This window comes from Aliirhizobium wenxiniae (assembly GCF_019511445.1).
GTDB lineage: Bacteria > Pseudomonadota > Alphaproteobacteria > Rhizobiales > Rhizobiaceae > Neorhizobium > Neorhizobium wenxiniae_A.
In genome coordinates this window covers 329,482-346,326 of sequence record NZ_JAEUAN010000001.1, presented here as the reverse complement: position 1 = coordinate 346,326, position 16,845 = coordinate 329,482, and the positions used below count along the sequence as shown (strand labels likewise).

General features: G+C 59.3%; 16 protein-coding genes. 8 read left to right on the top strand and 8 right to left on the bottom strand.

Going from position 1 to position 16,845, the window contains the following annotated elements; translation table 11 throughout:
* The first annotated feature begins 17 nt into the window (after positions 1–17).
* Positions 18–839 carry an arginase family protein gene (locus tag JNB91_RS01765; RefSeq protein ID WP_220323789.1) on the top strand — a complete coding sequence of 274 codons (822 nt, stop codon included), beginning with the start codon at positions 18–20 and terminating at the stop codon, positions 837–839.
* Positions 836–1,249 carry an NUDIX hydrolase gene (locus JNB91_RS01760; protein WP_220323788.1) on the top strand — a complete coding sequence of 138 codons (414 nt, stop codon included), beginning with the start codon at positions 836–838 and terminating at the stop codon, positions 1,247–1,249. The genes JNB91_RS01765 and JNB91_RS01760 overlap by 4 nt, the downstream gene beginning before the upstream one ends.
* A 56-nt stretch (positions 1,250–1,305) precedes the next feature.
* Here the strand turns inward: JNB91_RS01760 and JNB91_RS01755 are convergent, their stop codons facing one another.
* From JNB91_RS01755 to petA, 4 genes are all read right to left on the bottom strand, one after another.
* The gene (locus JNB91_RS01755) at positions 1,306–1,851 is read right to left on the bottom strand and encodes an adenine phosphoribosyltransferase (RefSeq protein WP_220323787.1); all 546 of its coding nucleotides are present in this window, start codon (positions 1,849–1,851) and stop codon (positions 1,306–1,308) included.
* A gap of 123 nt (positions 1,852–1,974) precedes the next feature.
* Positions 1,975–2,856, bottom strand: coding sequence for a cytochrome c1 (locus JNB91_RS01750; RefSeq protein WP_220323786.1), 882 nt, complete (start codon positions 2,854–2,856; stop codon positions 1,975–1,977).
* A 22-nt stretch (positions 2,857–2,878) separates the two neighbouring features.
* Complete coding sequence (locus JNB91_RS01745; RefSeq protein WP_220323785.1) at positions 2,879–4,213, bottom strand: cytochrome b; 1,335 nt, start codon at positions 4,211–4,213, stop codon at positions 2,879–2,881.
* An 11-nt stretch (positions 4,214–4,224) separates the two neighbouring features.
* Positions 4,225–4,803, bottom strand: coding sequence for a ubiquinol-cytochrome c reductase iron-sulfur subunit (gene petA / locus JNB91_RS01740; RefSeq protein ID WP_220323784.1), 579 nt, complete (start codon positions 4,801–4,803; stop codon positions 4,225–4,227).
* A 378-nt stretch (positions 4,804–5,181) separates the two neighbouring features.
* Here petA and JNB91_RS01735 point away from each other — a divergent pair, with 378 nt between their 5' ends.
* Positions 5,182–6,126: an endonuclease/exonuclease/phosphatase family protein gene (locus tag JNB91_RS01735; RefSeq protein ID WP_220323783.1), complete on the top strand. Its 945-nt coding sequence runs from the start codon at positions 5,182–5,184 to the stop codon at positions 6,124–6,126.
* Positions 6,127–6,131: 5 nt separating this feature from the next.
* Here JNB91_RS01735 and JNB91_RS01730 read toward each other — a convergent pair whose 3' ends face one another.
* The 3 genes from JNB91_RS01730 to JNB91_RS01720 form a co-directional block, all read right to left on the bottom strand.
* Positions 6,132–7,997, bottom strand: a complete 1,866-nt coding sequence (locus JNB91_RS01730) for an ABC transporter ATP-binding protein (RefSeq protein WP_220323782.1) — start codon at positions 7,995–7,997, stop codon at positions 6,132–6,134.
* Positions 7,998–8,129: 132 nt separating this feature from the next.
* The gene (locus JNB91_RS01725; RefSeq protein WP_220323781.1) at positions 8,130–10,058 is read right to left on the bottom strand and encodes a methyl-accepting chemotaxis protein; all 1,929 of its coding nucleotides are present in this window, start codon (positions 10,056–10,058) and stop codon (positions 8,130–8,132) included.
* Between the two features lie 204 nt (positions 10,059–10,262).
* Positions 10,263–12,116, bottom strand: coding sequence for an ABC transporter ATP-binding protein (locus tag JNB91_RS01720; RefSeq protein WP_220323780.1), 1,854 nt, complete (start codon positions 12,114–12,116; stop codon positions 10,263–10,265).
* 401 nt (positions 12,117–12,517) lie between these two features.
* Here JNB91_RS01720 and JNB91_RS01715 point away from each other — a divergent pair, with 401 nt between their 5' ends.
* The gene (locus tag JNB91_RS01715; protein WP_220323779.1) at positions 12,518–12,982 is read left to right on the top strand and encodes a tRNA (cytidine(34)-2'-O)-methyltransferase; all 465 of its coding nucleotides are present in this window, start codon (positions 12,518–12,520) and stop codon (positions 12,980–12,982) included.
* A 125-nt stretch (positions 12,983–13,107) separates the two neighbouring features.
* Complete coding sequence (locus tag JNB91_RS01710; RefSeq protein ID WP_220323778.1) at positions 13,108–14,760, top strand: Na/Pi cotransporter family protein; 1,653 nt, start codon at positions 13,108–13,110, stop codon at positions 14,758–14,760.
* Between the two features lie 22 nt (positions 14,761–14,782).
* Here the strand turns inward: JNB91_RS01710 and JNB91_RS01705 are convergent, their stop codons facing one another.
* Positions 14,783–15,040 (bottom strand): hypothetical protein, encoded by a 258-nt coding sequence (locus tag JNB91_RS01705; protein ID WP_220323777.1) that lies wholly within the window; start codon positions 15,038–15,040, stop codon positions 14,783–14,785.
* A 180-nt stretch (positions 15,041–15,220) separates the two neighbouring features.
* Between JNB91_RS01705 and hemF the strand changes: the two genes are divergently transcribed.
* From hemF to JNB91_RS01690, 3 genes are all read left to right on the top strand, one after another.
* Entirely contained in the window at positions 15,221–16,135 is a 915-nt protein-coding gene (gene hemF / locus JNB91_RS01700; protein ID WP_220323776.1) for an oxygen-dependent coproporphyrinogen oxidase, read from the top strand.
* A gap of 127 nt (positions 16,136–16,262) precedes the next feature.
* On the top strand, positions 16,263–16,535 hold the full coding sequence (locus tag JNB91_RS01695) for a hypothetical protein (RefSeq protein WP_223218004.1): 273 nt from the start codon (positions 16,263–16,265) through the stop codon (positions 16,533–16,535).
* A gap of 117 nt (positions 16,536–16,652) precedes the next feature.
* Positions 16,653–16,841 (top strand): DUF1059 domain-containing protein, encoded by a 189-nt coding sequence (locus JNB91_RS01690; protein WP_220323775.1) that lies wholly within the window; start codon positions 16,653–16,655, stop codon positions 16,839–16,841.
* Positions 16,842–16,845: the final 4 nt, after the last annotated feature.

Here is a 16,845-nt window from a genome sequence, read left to right as displayed (position 1 = left end):
ATCATCCTGGCTTCATCATGACATTTGAACTCATCGTCTCCCAGGGACGCATTGCCGACCGGACTTCGGGAGCCATTCCCGGAGCCGCATTGACGGCCAAGCTGGTTTCCAGCCTCACCGGACTTGAACCACTCGAAATCGGCCAAATCTCACCAGCACGGAACGATCATTGGTCTACAGCGCTTGTCGAGGCCAAGGTCACAGTGGCTGAATTGCAGCAGGCCATCTCGCAGGCCATCGATCGCGGCAACCGCCCGCTCATGGTTGCCAACACCTGCGCCGCAAGCCTTGCCTCGCTGCCAGTAGCGTCACGGGCGCATCCGGAGGCGATCCTCCTGTGGATCGACGCCCACGGCGATTTCAACACGCCTTTCACGACGGAAAGTGGTTATCTCGGCGGCATGGTCCTGGCAGCAGCCTGCGGCATGTGGGAGAGCGGCCACGGTAGCGGCATCGATCCGAAAAATGTCATCGTCATCGGCGGTAGGGACATAGATCCTGCCGAAGCCGACCTGATGTCAGATGCGGGCGTCCGCATCATCCCTCCATCGCAGGCAACGCCAGAGGCTATCCTGTCCGAGATAGGCGACCGGGATATCTGGATCCATGTCGACTGGGATGTCCTTGAGCCCAACAACATACCCGCAGCCTATGCGATCGCTGATGGCCTGTTACCCGAGACGCTGCACCGTATCTTCGCAGCACTTCCCGGACAAAGAATCGTCGGCCTCGAACTCGCCGAGTTCGAAGCTTCCGGCAACTGGCTGGAAGACGAAAAAGCCCTCAAGATCATCGCCGACATCATCGCGCCGATCGTTTGTGAAAGCATCCCCGTATGAAACCGACAATTCGCATTGCCGCTGCCGTCATCATCCGTGCCGATGGAAAAGCGCTTTTGGTGCGCAAACGCGGAACCAAAGCCTTCATGCAGCCCGGCGGCAAGATCGAACCCGGCGAGAGCCCGGCATCGGCTCTTCTGCGGGAACTCATCGAAGAAATCGGATTGCATGTGTCGGTCGAAGACCTGCGCCTACTGGGCTATTTCGAAGCCCCAGCGGCCAACGAACCGGGCCACACGGTTTCAGCAGATGTGTTTCTGATCGAATGCGGCAACGCCCAGATCAGCAGCTCAGCCGAAATCGAGGAACTGTGCTGGATAGATCCCGAGAAGCCGGGCGATATCGCCATGGCAGAACTCACCGAGCACCACATCCTGCCCGCCTATCTGCAAAAACGCGCCGGGGGTTAGCCCGACGCGCTTGAACGATTGCTGCTTACCGAAGCCGTGCCCCGGCTTGAACAAGGTCAGTGGCCGGAGAATTCAGCCAGTGTGCGAACTTCGACACCAAGCGCTTCGAGGTTCTTGCGACCGCCAAGATCCGGCAGGTCGATCACGAAGCAGGCGGAGACGACTTCGGCACCGATCTGGCGCAGCAGTTTGACGGCGCCGACGGCGGTACCGCCGGTCGCGATCAGGTCGTCACAAAGGATCACCTTCTCGCCCGGCTTCACCGCATCGACATGGATTTCCATCTCGTCGGTACCGTATTCCAGCGCATAGGCCATGCTGACTGTGCGATAGGGTAGCTTGCCCTTCTTGCGGATCGGCACGAAACCGGCCGAAAGCTGATGCGCCATCGCGCCGCCCAGAATGAAGCCGCGTGCTTCCATGCCGGCGATCTTGTCGACGCCCAATCCCTCATAGGGTTTCACCAGCTCATCCACCGCCAGACGGAAAGCCGCCGCATCACCGAGCAGCGTGGTGATATCGCGAAAGATGATGCCGGGCTTGGGATAATCCGCAATGGAACGGATCGCAGCAGCGAGGATGTCTTTGGTCGAGGTAGTCATGATAATCCTGTTAGTCGTCTTACGGCAGCATCTCTCTCGCCAATAGAACGAGTGGCCAACTGGAGGTGCGCACATGAAAAAGGCGGCCGAAGCCGCCTTCTCTATCTTTGACCCGGCTTCGGATCAATGTTCCTTATTGGCATAGACCGACTTCTTCGTCAGGTAAATGAGCCCGCTGAAGATCACCAGGAAAACCATGACCATGAAGCCGGTGCGCTTGCGGTCTTCCAGATGCGGCTCGGCGGCCCACATCAGGAATGCCGAAACATCCTTGGCATACTGGTCCACCGTCTGAGGCGAGCCATCGTCGTAAGTCACCTGATCATCGGCGATCGGCGGTGCCATTGCGAGTGAGGAGGCTGCGACAAAATAAGGGTTGTAGTGGGTCCCTTCGGGAACCTCCACGCCCTCTGGCGGCTCATGATATCCGGTGATCAGCGAGTAGATGTAATCCGGCCCGCCTTCCTGATACTGGGTGAAGATGTCGAAGATGAACTGCGGGAAGCCGCGTGTCACGCCGCGCGCCTTGGCGATCAGCGAGAAATCGGGCGGCGCGGCGCCATTATTGGCAGCCGCAGCAGCCTGCGTGTTTGGGAATGGCGACGGAAAATGGTCGGACGGGACGGCTGCCCGCTCGAACATCTCGCCGTCATCGTTCGGCCCGTCCTGAACCTGATAGTTGGCGGCGAAGGCTTTCACCTGCGCGTCCGAATATCCCAGGTCCTCCAGCGTCCGGAAAGGCACCAGCTGCATCGAATGGCAGGCGGAACAGACTTCCGTAAACACCTTCAGGCCACGCTGCAGCTGCTGCTTGTCATAGTGACCGAAAGGCCCGGCAAAGCTCCATTTCACATTTTTCGGATGATGGATCGGATAATGCGGCGTGGCGCCTTCGGCGTGGGCTTCTGCCCCCGCCGCATCGTGATTTTCCTGGGCATTTGCCTGAGCAAAGCCGAGTGCAGCCAGAAGCGCCAGAGAGACGAGGCTTGTAGCAAGCTTTTTCATGTGTCTATCCCTCTCCCGCCGCTCACGCTGTGGCCTTGGCCGGTTCGGTCGTAGCCGAGCCTGCCTTCTTGCTCTGTTGCTCCAGCACCGCTTCGGTGATCGAGTTCGGAATGCGCCGCGGCGTCTCGAACAGGCCGAGAAGCGGCATGATCACCAGGAAGAAACCGAAGTAGTAGAGCGTACCGAGCTGCGAATAGCCGACATAATTACCCTTCAGGTCGCCACCGAAGATCAGGGCAATCAGACCGCCGCCTTCTGCCGGCATGGCACCGAGCCAGCCGAGGAAGATCGCGTTGGCCACGAAAATCCAGAAGAACAGCTTGTACCAGGGACGATAGACGGCCGAACGAACCTTCGACGTATCCAGCCAGGGCAGGAAGAACAGGATGATGATCGATCCGAACATCACAAGCACGCCGCCGAGCTTCGAATCGATCGGTCCGACATTGAAGGTGATCGCACGCAACATCGCGTAGAACGGCAGATAGTACCATTCAGGCACGATATGCGCCGGTGTCTTCAGCGCATCGGCCGGGATATAGTTGTCCGGGTGACCGAGATAGTTCGGCATGTAGAAGATGAACCAGGCATAGACGATCAGGAAGATCGACACACCGAAAGCGTCCTTCAGGGTCGCATAGGGCGTGAAAGGCACCGTATCCGTCTTCGACTTCACCTCGACGCCGGTCGGGTTCGTCTGGCCGGTCACATGCAGCGCCCATACGTGCAGGACGACGACGCCGGCGATCATGAACGGCAGAAGATAGTGAAGCGAGAAGAAGCGGTTGAGCGTCGGCTGGTCGACGGCAAAGCCGCCAAGCAGGAACTGCTGGATCCACTCACCCACCAGCGGAAAGGCGGTGAAGAAGCCGGTAATGACCGTTGCGCCCCAGAAGGACATCTGCCCCCAGGGAAGCACATAGCCCATGAAGCCCGTTGCCATCATCAGCAGATAGATGACCACGCCGAGGATCCAGAGGATTTCGCGCGGGGCCTTGTAGGAACCGTAATAGAGACCGCGAGCGATATGCAGATAGACCGCGATGAAGAAGAAGGAAGCACCGTTGGCATGCATGTAACGCAACAGCCAACCATGATTGACGTCGCGCATGATCTTTTCGACCGAGACAAACGCCTCAGCGGTCGATGCCGTATAATGCATGGCAAGCACAACGCCGGTGAGGATCTGTACGATCAGCATGACCGACAGCATCGCACCGAATGTATAGGCGTAATTCAGGTTTCTCGGCACCGGATAGGCAACGAAACTGTCATACACCATGCGCGGCAAAGGTAGCCGCTGGTCGATCCACCGTTCGATCCCCGTCGACGGTTGATAAGACGAATGTCCACTCATAAGTCAGCCCCTCACCCGATCCTGATCACGGTATCGCTTGCGAATGCGAATGTCGGAATTGCAAGATTCTGCGGTGCAGGACCTTTTCGGATGCGGCCCGCCGTATCGTAGTGCGAGCCATGGCAGGGACAGAACCACCCATTGAAATCACCGGACTGGCCGAGCGGAACACAACCGAGATGAGTGCAGGAACCGATCATCACGATCCAGTTCTCCTTGCCTTCGCCGGCAGAGCGGTCGAGGCCGGTCGCCTCTGCATCTGCCGCGATATTGGCATTGCGGGCGACGGGATCCTTCAGGTCGGACAGTGCGACTGCATTGGCTTCTTCTACTTCCTTTGGCGTGCGATTACGGATGAACACGGGCTTGCCGCGCCATTTGACCGTCAGGGACATGCCGGGTTCCACGGCTGCCACATTCACCTCGATCGAGGCGAGCGCCAGTGTCGATGCATCCGGCCGCATCTGGTCGATAAAAGGCCAGGCAACGGCCGCAGCACCCACCGCCCCGGCCACGCCGGTCGTCAAATAGAGGAAATCGCGGCGCGTGGGCTCGCTCAACGTTCCTTCGTTCGGATTATGCTCACTCACGGTTCAACCATCCTCTCATGCAATGTCCCTGTCATACGCATGCCTCCTCCTGGCTGTGGTCAACCTCCCTAACCATAGATCGAACACCGATTCCCCAGCAAGCCAGCGCGATCACTGTTTTGATCGCAGATAAGCTTGCCGCTTGGCAAGGCCTTAGACCAGATGAAGGAACATGATTTCTATTTAGGCATGTAGTCGACAGGGCACTGCAACAATGTCTTGCGACACTATGCAGCGGGCATGATTTAGCCTGCGATATCAGAGAGGAAGTTGATTTGGATCAAGCGAGATCTACGGCTGCGGCATGCAAACATGCTGCGTTGCAAGAGACATTTGCGCGTGCTAATTCACCGATGAAGAAAAGCTTCGGACCCGATCATGACGCCAAGAAAGATCCTTTCCGTCGCAATCTGCGTCATCGTGTCGCTTGTAATGCTGGCAATCGGCTCGCGATACCTGCATCCGCACTGGCTTTTGGCCACGCTTCATAGCCTGCAATTGCACGCCGCCGCCGCCTGTATCGCGGCCATGGTTTTCGCCTTTATTCTTTACCGGAACGTCATCGCCCTCCTGTTGCTCGCAGGCTCCATCGGGCTTGCCGGACACGGCGTGATGATGGGGCAGCAATACACGGCGATGGCAACGGAGAGTGACGCCGATGCCCCAAGCATCCGGCTGCTCTCGTTCAATATCCTGAAGGAGAACCGGGCAAATGGTGAAACGATCGCCCGGATGATCGAAGCCTCGGGCGCCGACATCGTCAGCATCATGGAGGCCGAGCCGCTTGAGCCTCACCTTTCACAGCTAGGCGAGACGTACCCCTACCGTATCGGCTGCGGTATCCTGGCGTCCAATTGCGATCAGCTGATGTTCTCCAAGACGCCGCTCGAACGAGCAACCGTCAGAAGCCTGAGCCCGATCTTCGCCAACCGCTTCATTCTCGCCGAGACGGAAATCAGGGGCCAAAAGGTCAATGTCGCCGGCATTCACACGACAAAACCCTATTTCGATAATTTCCAGACCTTCGAACTGGTTAAAGCCACGCTCGCCATGGAAGAAATGCAGGGGCCGCTCGTGCTTGCGGGCGATTTCAACGCCTCGTCGCTTGCCCCCAATATCCGCAGTTTCTTCACCTGGACGGGACTACGGACGGCATCCTATGAACCTCCCACATGGCCAGTCAAACTCGGCATCTTCGGCCTGCCGATCGATCATGTCTATGTGAGGCCGCCGATGAAGATCAGATCGGTTTCCGCCTTGCCCAGCGCCTACGGGTCAAATCATGCCGGACTGATGGCCGAACTCGTCATCAGCGGTCAGTGACAAAGCTATTGTGCAGCGTCGGCCGCGAGAAAACCGCCCGTCTGACGTGACCACAATTCGGCATAAAGGCCGCCGGCGGAAATCAGCTCGCCATGCGTCCCCTCCTCCACGATCCGCCCCTTGTCCATCACGATCAGCCGATCGAGCATGGCAATGGTCGACAGGCGGTGCGCGATAGCCAGCACCGTCTTGCCCTGCATCAGACCATCGAGACTGGCCTGGATCGCCGCCTCGACCTCGGAATCCAGCGCCGATGTCGCTTCATCGAGAATGAGGATCGGCGCATCCTTGAGCATCACACGGGCAATTGCGATCCGTTGCCGCTGCCCGCCCGAAAGCTTGACGCCGCGTTCTCCCACATGCGCATCGAACCCTTTGCGCCCGCGCTGGTCCACCAGACTGCCGATAAATCCGTCAGCCTGCGCCTTCTGCGCTGCGGAAAGCAGTTGCGCATCGGATGCATCCGGGCGACCGAACAGGATGTTGTCACGGATAGAGCGATGCAGAAGCGACGTATCCTGCGTGACCATGCCGATCTGCGCTCTCAGCGTCTCTTGGGCGACCTTTGAAATATCCTGCCCGTCGATTTCGATCCGGCCGCCTTCAAGGTCGTAGAAACGCAGCAGCAGATTGACGAGCGTCGATTTTCCGGCGCCGGACCGGCCGATGATCCCCACCTTTTCGCCAGCTCGGACCGTCAGGTTCAGGTGATCGATGACGCCGGACTGTCGGCCATAGTGAAAACTGACATCGTTGAAGCGTATCTCCGGCTGCTTCACTTCGAGCGCCGGTGCATCGGGCACATCGTTCAATTGCACCGGCTGCGAGATCAGCTCGGCCGCATTCTGCACGGTCCCGAAATTGCGCATGATCCCGTTGAACTGCGTCATCAGCCGGCCAAGCAGGAAATTCAGCCGAAGCACCAGTGCCAGGGTGAAGGCGACAGCGCCGGAACTGATCTTGCCCTGCAGCCAAAGGTGAATGCAGAGCGCCGCCATCGACGTGATCATCACGCCTGAAAGCAGCGCCATCGAAGCACGAACACCGGTGATAAACCGGGTGAACATCAGGGTCGTCGACTGAAACGTATCGAACCCCTCCCGCATGTAGCGGTCGTTCGCCTCGTCGCGACCGAAGAGCCGCAGCGTCTGGATATTGCTATAGGCATCGACCATCCGCCCCGAAAGCATCGAGGCCGCTTCCGCCGTCTCCTTCGAATGATAGCGGATACGCGGAACGAAATAGCGGGCAAGCGCCGAAAAAATCCCGACCCATGCCAAGACCAGCACCGCCAGCCGCCAGTCCAACCCGCCGACCAGCATCAGCATCGATACCGAATAGATGCAGACGAACCAGACGCTTTCCATCAGCGAGGTCACGAGGTCGCCAGCCGCCTGCCCGCCCGACCAGACCTTCGTGACGATCCGTCCGGCGAAATCATTCTGGAAGAAGGACAGCGATTGGCGCGCAACATGCTGGTAGGACTGCCAGCGGACCAGATTGTAGAAGCCCGGCGTGATCATCTGCTGGTCGACAAGCGCCGTCGCAAGCGTCACCAGAAAGCGGACGACGCCGATAAGAACCAGCATGCCGCCCAGTTCCCAGCCATGCGCCGCCAGAAGTCCAGCCCAGCCCTGCGCTCGGTCGATACTGGCGAGAATATCGACGAGCCGACCGACGAACCAGAACAACGCCGCCTCGATTGCAGCCGTCAGCCCGCCGAGAACCAACATGGCCAGAAAAGGCGCCTTGGCCTGGCGTACATAGAACCAGATGAACGCGATCGTTCCTTCCGGCGGCCGGAGATCTCCCTTTTCTGCAAAGGGGCGAATGCGCGTTTCGAAAAAGCGGAAGAACTGGGTGATGGCCATGGCAACGGATATATGCCGGTTCCGCAATGCGGCAAAGGGCGGCGGGATTACATTTCGGCAAGGATATCCAAGGGCCGGAAATGCAAACGGCGGCCGAAGCCGCCGTCCATTCCAGATCTGATCAGGAACTACTCAGAATTCTGCCCATTCCTGCTTCACGGCTGCCGCGGAAGAACCGCCGCCAAAGGCCGAAGCAATCCGGTTGCCGAGAGCACGGGCCGGCGATGCTGCCGGACGCGATGCAGGGCTTGCTGCGCGAGGCGCGGTTCCTGCCGCCCGAGTGCCTTCACCGAGATTGAACTGGGAAAGCAGCTCGATAAGCGCTGCGGCCTGGGTCGCAAGGCTGTGGCTTGCAGCCGTCGTTTGCTCCACCATCGCAGCATTCTGCTGCGTGCCCTGGTCCATATGATGAACCGAGGTGCTGATCTCGGAAAGACCGGTCGACTGTTCGCGCGCCGAAACGACGATCGAGCCGACATTGGTGTTGATCCGCTGCACGTCGGAGACGATCGCCTCCAGCGCCTTGCCGGTTTCGCCGACCAGCGTCACGCCATCGCGCACCTGTTCGCCGGACTTGGTGATCAGCGCCTTGATCTCGCGTGCGGCATTGGCCGAACGCTGGGCAAGCTCGCGAACTTCCTGCGCCACGACGGCAAAGCCCTTGCCCGCTTCACCGGCGCGCGCCGCTTCGACACCTGCGTTGAGAGCAAGCAGGTTCGTCTGGAAGGCAATATCGTCGATCACGCCGATAATATTGCCGATCTCGGACGAGGACTGCTCGATCGCTTCCATGGCCGCGACCGCCTCGCGAACGACGTCGCCGGAGCGCTCGGCACCGACGCGCGTCTGATCGACCAGCTTGCCGGCCTCTCCGGCGCGCACAGCCGAATCCTTGACCGCAGTCGTAACTTCTTCCAGAGCGGCGGCCGTCTGTTCGACGGAAGCTGCCTGCTGTTCAGTGCGCTTCGAAAGATCGTCTGCTGCCGAACGGATCTCGTTGGCGCCTGCATCGATCATCCGCGCATTATCGCCGACGGAGCGCAGCGTAGTCTGCAGCTTGCCGACGGATTCGTTGAAATTGACGCGCAACTGATCGAGCTGACCTGCGAACTGCTGATCCAGCCGAACAGTCATGTCGCCGTTGGACAGGCCCGTCAGGCCCCTTTCCAGCGCATTGACCGCGAAGGCTACGTCAGCGGCTTCGCGTGCCTTCTGCTCCTCGTGAGCGATGCGCTCCCGCTCGCTCATCGAGCGATTGGCTTCGGTTTCCTGCTCCAGGCGAACGCGTTCAAGAGCGTTGTCGCGGAAGACGGCGACGGCCGCAGCCATGTCACCGATTTCATCCTTGCGACCGGCATAGGGAATGGCGATCTGATTGTTGCCGGCGGCAAGCGTCTGCATCGAGTTGGTGATATCGGTGATCGGACGCGTCACGCGCAGCAGGCTGAGCAAAGCTGCGCCAAGTGCGATTATCACGGCAAAGATGACCCCGCCAATGGTCGAGACATAGACGAACTGCGCGATTTCATCGGTAACCTTCGCATCGTCCTTGCTGCGGGTGGCGTTGTCGTCAATCAACCCCTGCAAAACCTTGCCGGCCTCGGCGCTCTTGGGGATCATCTGACCGATGACCTCTCTGGCCTCATAGACCCGCGAGCTGCTGACCAGCTGAAGGAACTTCGCCCCCAGCGCGTCATAGTCCGCAACGAGCTGCTTCAGCTGGTCGAATTTTTCCTTGGCGACAGGGATGGTGATGCCCTGCGCATAATAGTCGAAGGCGTCGGCGCGCGTCTTGGTCGCAACCTGTACCTGCTCGATCAGCTGCTTCTTCTCGGCTGCATTCGCGGCCGTCATCGTCATCAGATAGAGGCGATGAGCATCCGACTGCTTGCGATCCATGTCGGCGATCAACAAAGAACGCTCCATTCGCCGGCCGATCGTTTCAGCCTGTCCCTCGATCTGCGCGACCGACCGCATGCCCAACGCGCCCTGAACGATAAGGATGAGAACAGTTATTCCGAAGAGAGCGGGGAGAAGAAATTTGATTTTTATCGTGTTCATCGTCTCTACCATCAAGAATTTGCAACGGTGCCATGCACCTTATGCAATCCACTGACAGCTTCAGATAAACAAAGGCTTACCAGCCCATGCTAATTGATGTGATCAAAAAAAGTGCGACAACGAATACCCCTAAAAATAGCAGGGGCATTTCTCCGCATGTCTCATTTCGTCGCAGATCTTATGCCTGAATTGAAAAGCGGCGGATTACTCCGCCGCCTCCTCTTCGGTCGATTGATCACCGAGAAAGCCACCTGACTGGCGGTGCCAGAGATCGCCATAGATGCCACCTGCGGAGGCCAACTGCTCATGGGTTCCGGTCTCCACGATCCGGCCCTTGTCGAGCACGATCAGGCGATCCATTTCGGTGAGCGTCGACAGACGGTGCGCGATTGCAATCACTGTCTTGCCCTGCATCAGCGCAAACAGGTTTTCCTGGATCGCAGCCTCGACTTCCGAATCGAGCGCCGATGTCGCCTCATCGAGCACCAGGATTGGCGCATCCTTGAGGAAGACGCGGGCGATCGCGATCCGCTGACGCTGGCCGCCGGAAAGCTTCACGCCCCGCTCGCCCACATGGGCATCGAGACCGGTACGACCCTGCAGGTCGGAAAGTCCCTCGATGAACTCGAAGGCGTTTGCGCGCTTCGCTGCCTGGATGATTTCAGCATCGCTTGCATCCGGACGACCATAGGCGATGTTGTCGCGGATCGAACGGTGCAGGAGCGACGTATCCTGCGTCACGACACCGATCATGCCGCGCAGGCTATCCTGCGTCACCGACGCGATATCCTGACCGTCGATGATGATCTTGCCACCTTCCAGATCGTAGAAGCGTAGAAGCAGGTTCATCAGCGTCGTCTTGCCGGCGCCCGAGCGACCGACGAGACCGACCTTCTGTCCGGCCGCAATATCGAGCGTCAGCCCGTCGATTACGCCCTTGCTCTTTCCGTAATGGAAGCGGACGGTTTCGTAACGGATATGCCCCTTCTGGGTGGCGAGCGCGCGAGCACCAGTAGCGTCCGTAACATCATGCGGCTTGGTCATCATGTTCATGCCGTCATAGACCGTACCGATCGCCTCGAAGAGCGCCGTTACTTCCCACATGATCCATTGCGACATGCCGTTGATGCGCATCGCAAGGCCGATGGCGACCGCGATCGAACCGACGCTGACGCCGCCGGCCATCCAAAGCCAGATACCAAGGGCAGCAACCGCAAACACCGTGAGCGCATTGTTGATATCGACAAAGATGTTCAAGAGGCTGATCTGGCGCATCTGCCGGTGAACCGTGCCGAGGAACTCGTTCATCCCTTCCTTGGCATAGCTTTCCTCCCGCCCGGCATGGGAGAACAGCTTGACCGTACCGATATTGGTATAGCTGTCGACGATGCGCCCCGTCATCATCGAGCGGGCATCGGCCTGCTCGCTGGAAAGCTTGCGCAGTTTCGGAACGAAGTAACGCAGGATCAGCACATAGAAGACGAACCACAGGATCAGCGGCAGCACCAATCTCCACTCGACGGCCACGACAAGCGCCAGCATCGAGACGAAGAAGCCGATGGCGTAGACGAAGACGTCGATGATCTTCATCGTCGCTTCGCGCACCGCAAGCGACGTCTGCATCACCTTGGTCGAAACCCGCCCGGCAAATTCATTGGCGAAGAAGGCCATCGAATGCCGCAGCAGGAAACGATGCATCTGCCAGCGCGCAATCATCGGATAATTGCCGGCGAGCACCTGATGCATGGTCACCGTATGGATCGCACCGGCCAGCGGCAAACCGACAAGCACCAGCGCCGCCATCCAGATAAGCTTGCTCCCCTCGTCCGCGAGGAACGTCTGACGGTCGGCCGCAGCCAGCCAATCGACGATATTGCCGAGGAACTGATAGAGAAGGACTTCCGCCACGGCGATGGCGAGCGAGCAACTGCCGAGCAAAAGCAGCCAGGGCCAGGTCGGCTTGGTATAGTGCCAGCAGAATGCGAAAAGCCCCTTGGGCGGCAAAGTCGGCTGGTCGGCAGGATAAGGATTGAGACGGCGTTCAAACCACGAAAACATGAATAGGCTCCGACGGACGGACATCTCTCAGGCTATCCGGGGGCGAAACGTCTACCCGGCTGCGGCTTGAGAGAAAAATCAGGCATGACCTTGAGCGGCCACGAACGGACAAAAAGCGGATCAGTGAAGAGAAAAGACCTTGCGTGAACCGCGAACGCCTCAGGCCAGACGAAGAACCGACTGACGGAGGCGCGAGAGCACGGTCATATCCATGTAGGCCTCCAAAATGGGCGTTGAACACGCCGCCCTTCTACACGCTCGCGGCAAAATTGAAAAGACCCAATCGCAGTCTCACGCCCTGATGACAAGCTTGCGACGCCCTCGTGACACTCCGATGACGGCACCGGAATGCCGCCGAAAAAGACTTGAGCCAGCGGCGCCATCTCCGCTATTCAGCCCCCATGACAGACCTGCGCATCGCCCTCTACCAGCCCGACATTCCCGGCAATACCGGCACGATCCTGCGCCTCGCCGCCTGCCTGGGGCTCGGCGTCGACATCATAGAACCGGCCGGCTTCGACATTTCCGACCGCAACCTCAAACGCGCGGGCATGGATTATCTGTCGGCGGTCTCGCTCACCCGTCACGTCAACTGGCAGCAATTCGACACATGGCGGCGAGAACACGGCCGGCGTCTGGTGCTTGCCACGACGAAATCGCCCGAACCCTATACTCAGTTTGCCTACCGCGAAGGCGATATCCTGCTCTTCGGCCGCGAAAGCGCAGGTGTGCCGGATCATGTTCATGATGTCGTGGAAGGCCGCATCCTGATCCCGATGCAGGAAGGCCAGCGCTCGATCAACGTCGCCATGTCGGCGGCAATGATCGCCGGCGAAGCCATGCGCCAGACGGCCTGGCAGGGATAGACTTGCGCAAAAACAAAAGAACGCGCCGCACACTGCGACTTGAACGGGGCTGTAAAAGGTCTATCATTCATTAGCCGGCAACGGACCAGCCCTCTCTTTTCCATGATCTTTTCGGGGAGTTTGGAGTGCAATCGACGCTCGTCGTCATCAATATTCTCGGTGCAGTCGCACTGCTTCTGTTCGGCCTTGCGCAGGTGAAGGAAGGCGTGACCCGCGCCTTCGGTGCGCGGTTGAGAACCGGACTGGCCAACAGCACGAGAAGCGGCCTGCGTTCCATCCTGTCCGGCCTCGTCGCCACCATCGCCCTGCAAAGCTCCACCGCCACGGCCCTGATGACGGCCTCCTTTGCCGAACGTGGCCTCGTCAATCCGCGCATGGCGCAGATCGTCCTTCTCGGCGCCAATATCGGCACCGCCATCACCGCCTGGCTGGTCGCAGCCGGTACGGAGGCCTTTGCACCGCTTCTGCTGCTTGTCGGCCTGATTCTGCTGCGCAACGGCTCGGCCGCCCGCAAGGGGCTGGGAACGGCGCTGATCGGCATCGGCCTGATGCTGCTTTCTCTTCAGCTTCTCGGCATGGCGACCGAGCCCATGCGGCAGTCGCCGGCTCTCGCGGCATTCCTCAACCTGCTCGATGCCAGCTGGCTTGTGGCACTTCTCTTTTCCGCCGCCCTCGCCTTCATCTCTTCGTCCAGCCTTGCGATCGTCATCCTCGTCCTGTCGCTGGCCTCGAGTGGCATCGCCTCGCCGGGTCTTGTTGTCGTGCTGATCCTCGGGGCAAATCTGGGCGGCGCCATTCCTCCGGTCGTCGCTACATTGTCAAGCTCGCCCGAAGCGCGCCGCATCACCCGCGGCAATCTTCTCGTCCGCGCCATCGGCTGTGCGCTCGCGCTTCCGCTTGCAGGCGCAGCCGCAGACCTTCTGCAGATGCTGCCGGTCTCGCCGGCAAAGCTGCCGGTCGATGCCCACCTCGCCTTCAATCTGCTTCTGGCACTCGTCGCCTGGCCTTTCGCCGGCCTGATATCAGACCTCATGACCCGCCTGATCCCCGACGAGCCGGAAAAGGAAACCGGGCCACAATTCCTCGATCCCGAAGAACTCGACGATCCGGTACGTGCGCTCGCCAATGCAACGCGTGAGGTGCTGAGCGTCGGCGACCAGATCGAGCGCATGCTGATCCGCACCGAAAACGCCTTCAAGAACAATGATCTTGCCCCATTGAAGGACATCGCCCTTCTGGAAGGCAGGGTCGACCGGTTGCAGCAGGATGTGAAACTCTATCTGTCCAAGCTCGGCCAAAAGGGGCTTGAGCATGACAATGCCAAGCGCTCGATCGCGATCATCGACTACGCGATCAATCTCGAACACATGGGTGACATCATCGAAAAAGGCCTTTGCGACCAGTTGGGCAAGAAGATCGGCAAGGGGCTGAAATTCTCAGACGACGGCTACAAGGAACTGGCCGACCTTTTCGATCTCACCATCGACAACCTGCGCACCGCCCAGAGCGTCTTCGTTACGGGCGACGTAAACCTCGCAAGACGGCTGATGGAGATCAAGGTGGATGTCCGCCGGCTGGAAAAACGCTCCGCGGAAAGTCATCTCGAACGCTTGAGAGCAGGCAAGCTCGAAAGCCTGCAGACGAGTTCGATACATCTCGACATGCTGCGCGATCTCAAGCGCATCAATGCCCATATCGTCTCCGTCGCCCACCCCATTCTGGACGAAAGCGGTTCGCTCATCGAAAGCAGGCTGCGTCAGGCCGACCAGCGTTCCTGAAAGCGCCATTCGGTCGCCGTCGTCAATCCGCCGTCGGCAGCCGCCGCATGGTGAATTCTATCTGGTCGCCATCCATTTGCCGCCAGCTTTCCACCTCGGTCCAATAGGCGGCCTTGGGGAATTCCTCGAACCACTCCCGCGCCTTTTCGCGAGCCTCGATCCGGGACATCTGGAAGGTTTCGCGCACGAACATGCCGGAACGCTCTCCGGCCGTATGCTGCCGGTGGCGGTCGATACGCCGCTTCAAGCCGTCGAGCGGCGGTGGTGTGAATTTTGCCATGAAAGCCTCTCATCCGCACCTTGCTAATAAACGAAGATAAGCGCGGTCTGCACGTTTTGCGAGTCCGATTTTCAATGGATGAGCAGCCCGGGACAGTTGGCGGAATAGCCCGCGATAGCCATTGCTGTTATGGCGATGGCCGAGGAGACGAATCGACCGCGCAATACGAGAGGAACCGCAATGGAACGCCCGAACCTGCCGAAAGGCCTGCCCGAAGATATCGAAGACAAGAAGCAGGCCGCCCGTGCGTGGTTCGAAAACCTGCGCGATACGATCTGCACCTCATTCGAAACCCTTGAGCAGGAATTGGCCGGCCCGCTGTCCGACCAGCCCCCCGGCACTTTCGTTGGCAAGGACTGGCTGCGCCATGATGGTGAAGGCGGCGGTGGCCGTATGTCGATGATGGAAGGCCGCGTCTTCGAAAAGGTCGGTGTCCACACCTCCACCGTCCATGGCGAGTTCTCGCCCGATTTCCGCGGCCAGGTCCCCGGCGCCGAGGAAGATCCGCGCTTCTGGGCCACCGGAATTTCGTTGATTGCTCACCCGGTCAACCCCAATGTCCCGACCGTTCACATGAACACCCGCATGGTGGTGACCTCCAGCAACTGGTTTGGCGGCGGTGCCGACCTGACCCCGATGCTGAATGACCGGCGAACCCAGGAAGACCCGGACACCCAACTCTTCCACCGCGTCATGGAAATCACCTGCAACCGTCATGACGCGATCGCGGAATACCCCCGTTACAAAGCGTGGTGCGACGAATACTTCTTCCTCAAGCACCGCAACGAACCGCGCGGCATCGGCGGCATCTTCTTCGACTGGCTGCAGTCGCCGGAAGAAAAAGGCGGCTGGAATGCCGATTTCGCCTTTGTTCAGGATGTCGGCCGCGCCTTCAACCTTGTCTATCCGAAAATCGTCCGGTCGAATTTCAACACCCCCTGGACGGAAGAACAGCGTGACGAGCAACTCGTGCGCCGTGGCCGCTATGTCGAGTTCAACCTGCTCTACGACCGCGGCACGATCTTTGGCCTGAAGACCGGCGGCAACGTGGAATCGATCCTGTCCTCCCTGCCTCCTGCCGTCCGCTGGCCGTAAGACCGGTAAGCCGGATCACGATCGCTCACGAACTATTTTTCGTACGGCATCGTACATTTGACAAATGTCATACACGAATCTTCTCTCCCGGTGTTAGTCTGTGAAGATCAACCGGGAGGAGTATCCGATGACAGCATCGAATAGCATGCCCCGATCCGTCGCTCCTGTTGAAGGCGACGCAGACTCCAGAGCATTAAGCAAGTCCGAACTGATTGACCGCCTCGCAACGGAAATGCGGGTTAAGAGCGGCGGAGAACTACCACTCTCCTTCTGCATAGCGCAGGTAAAACGCCAGTTGGCCGGCTTGCAGCCGGGCTCGACATCAGCCGATGACAAACCGGCAATTCCCGTCAACCCGCCGGCAGGCTCGGTATTCCACTCCTGGGCAATGCGCGATTAACAGCGGTCTTTTGAAAGGCCGAAGACAGCGAAACTGCGGAACTTCGGCAGCCTTTTCTGGTTTAACTCGGGTCGCCCTGTGCGGGCGACCGATATCAACCACAGGGAGGTAATGGCCATGCGCCTTTTCGAATGCGGCACACTCGTGCCCGGCTGCCAATGGCACACGCGTGCGGAGGAAGATGCGGAGATCGTACGCCGCGCCGTCGCACACATGCGCAGCGATCACGGCGAACAGATCATCCGTGAAAACATGGTGGAGAACATCAAGGCACGCATCCGCAACGAAGAGAAAGCGCCGGCTTGAGACT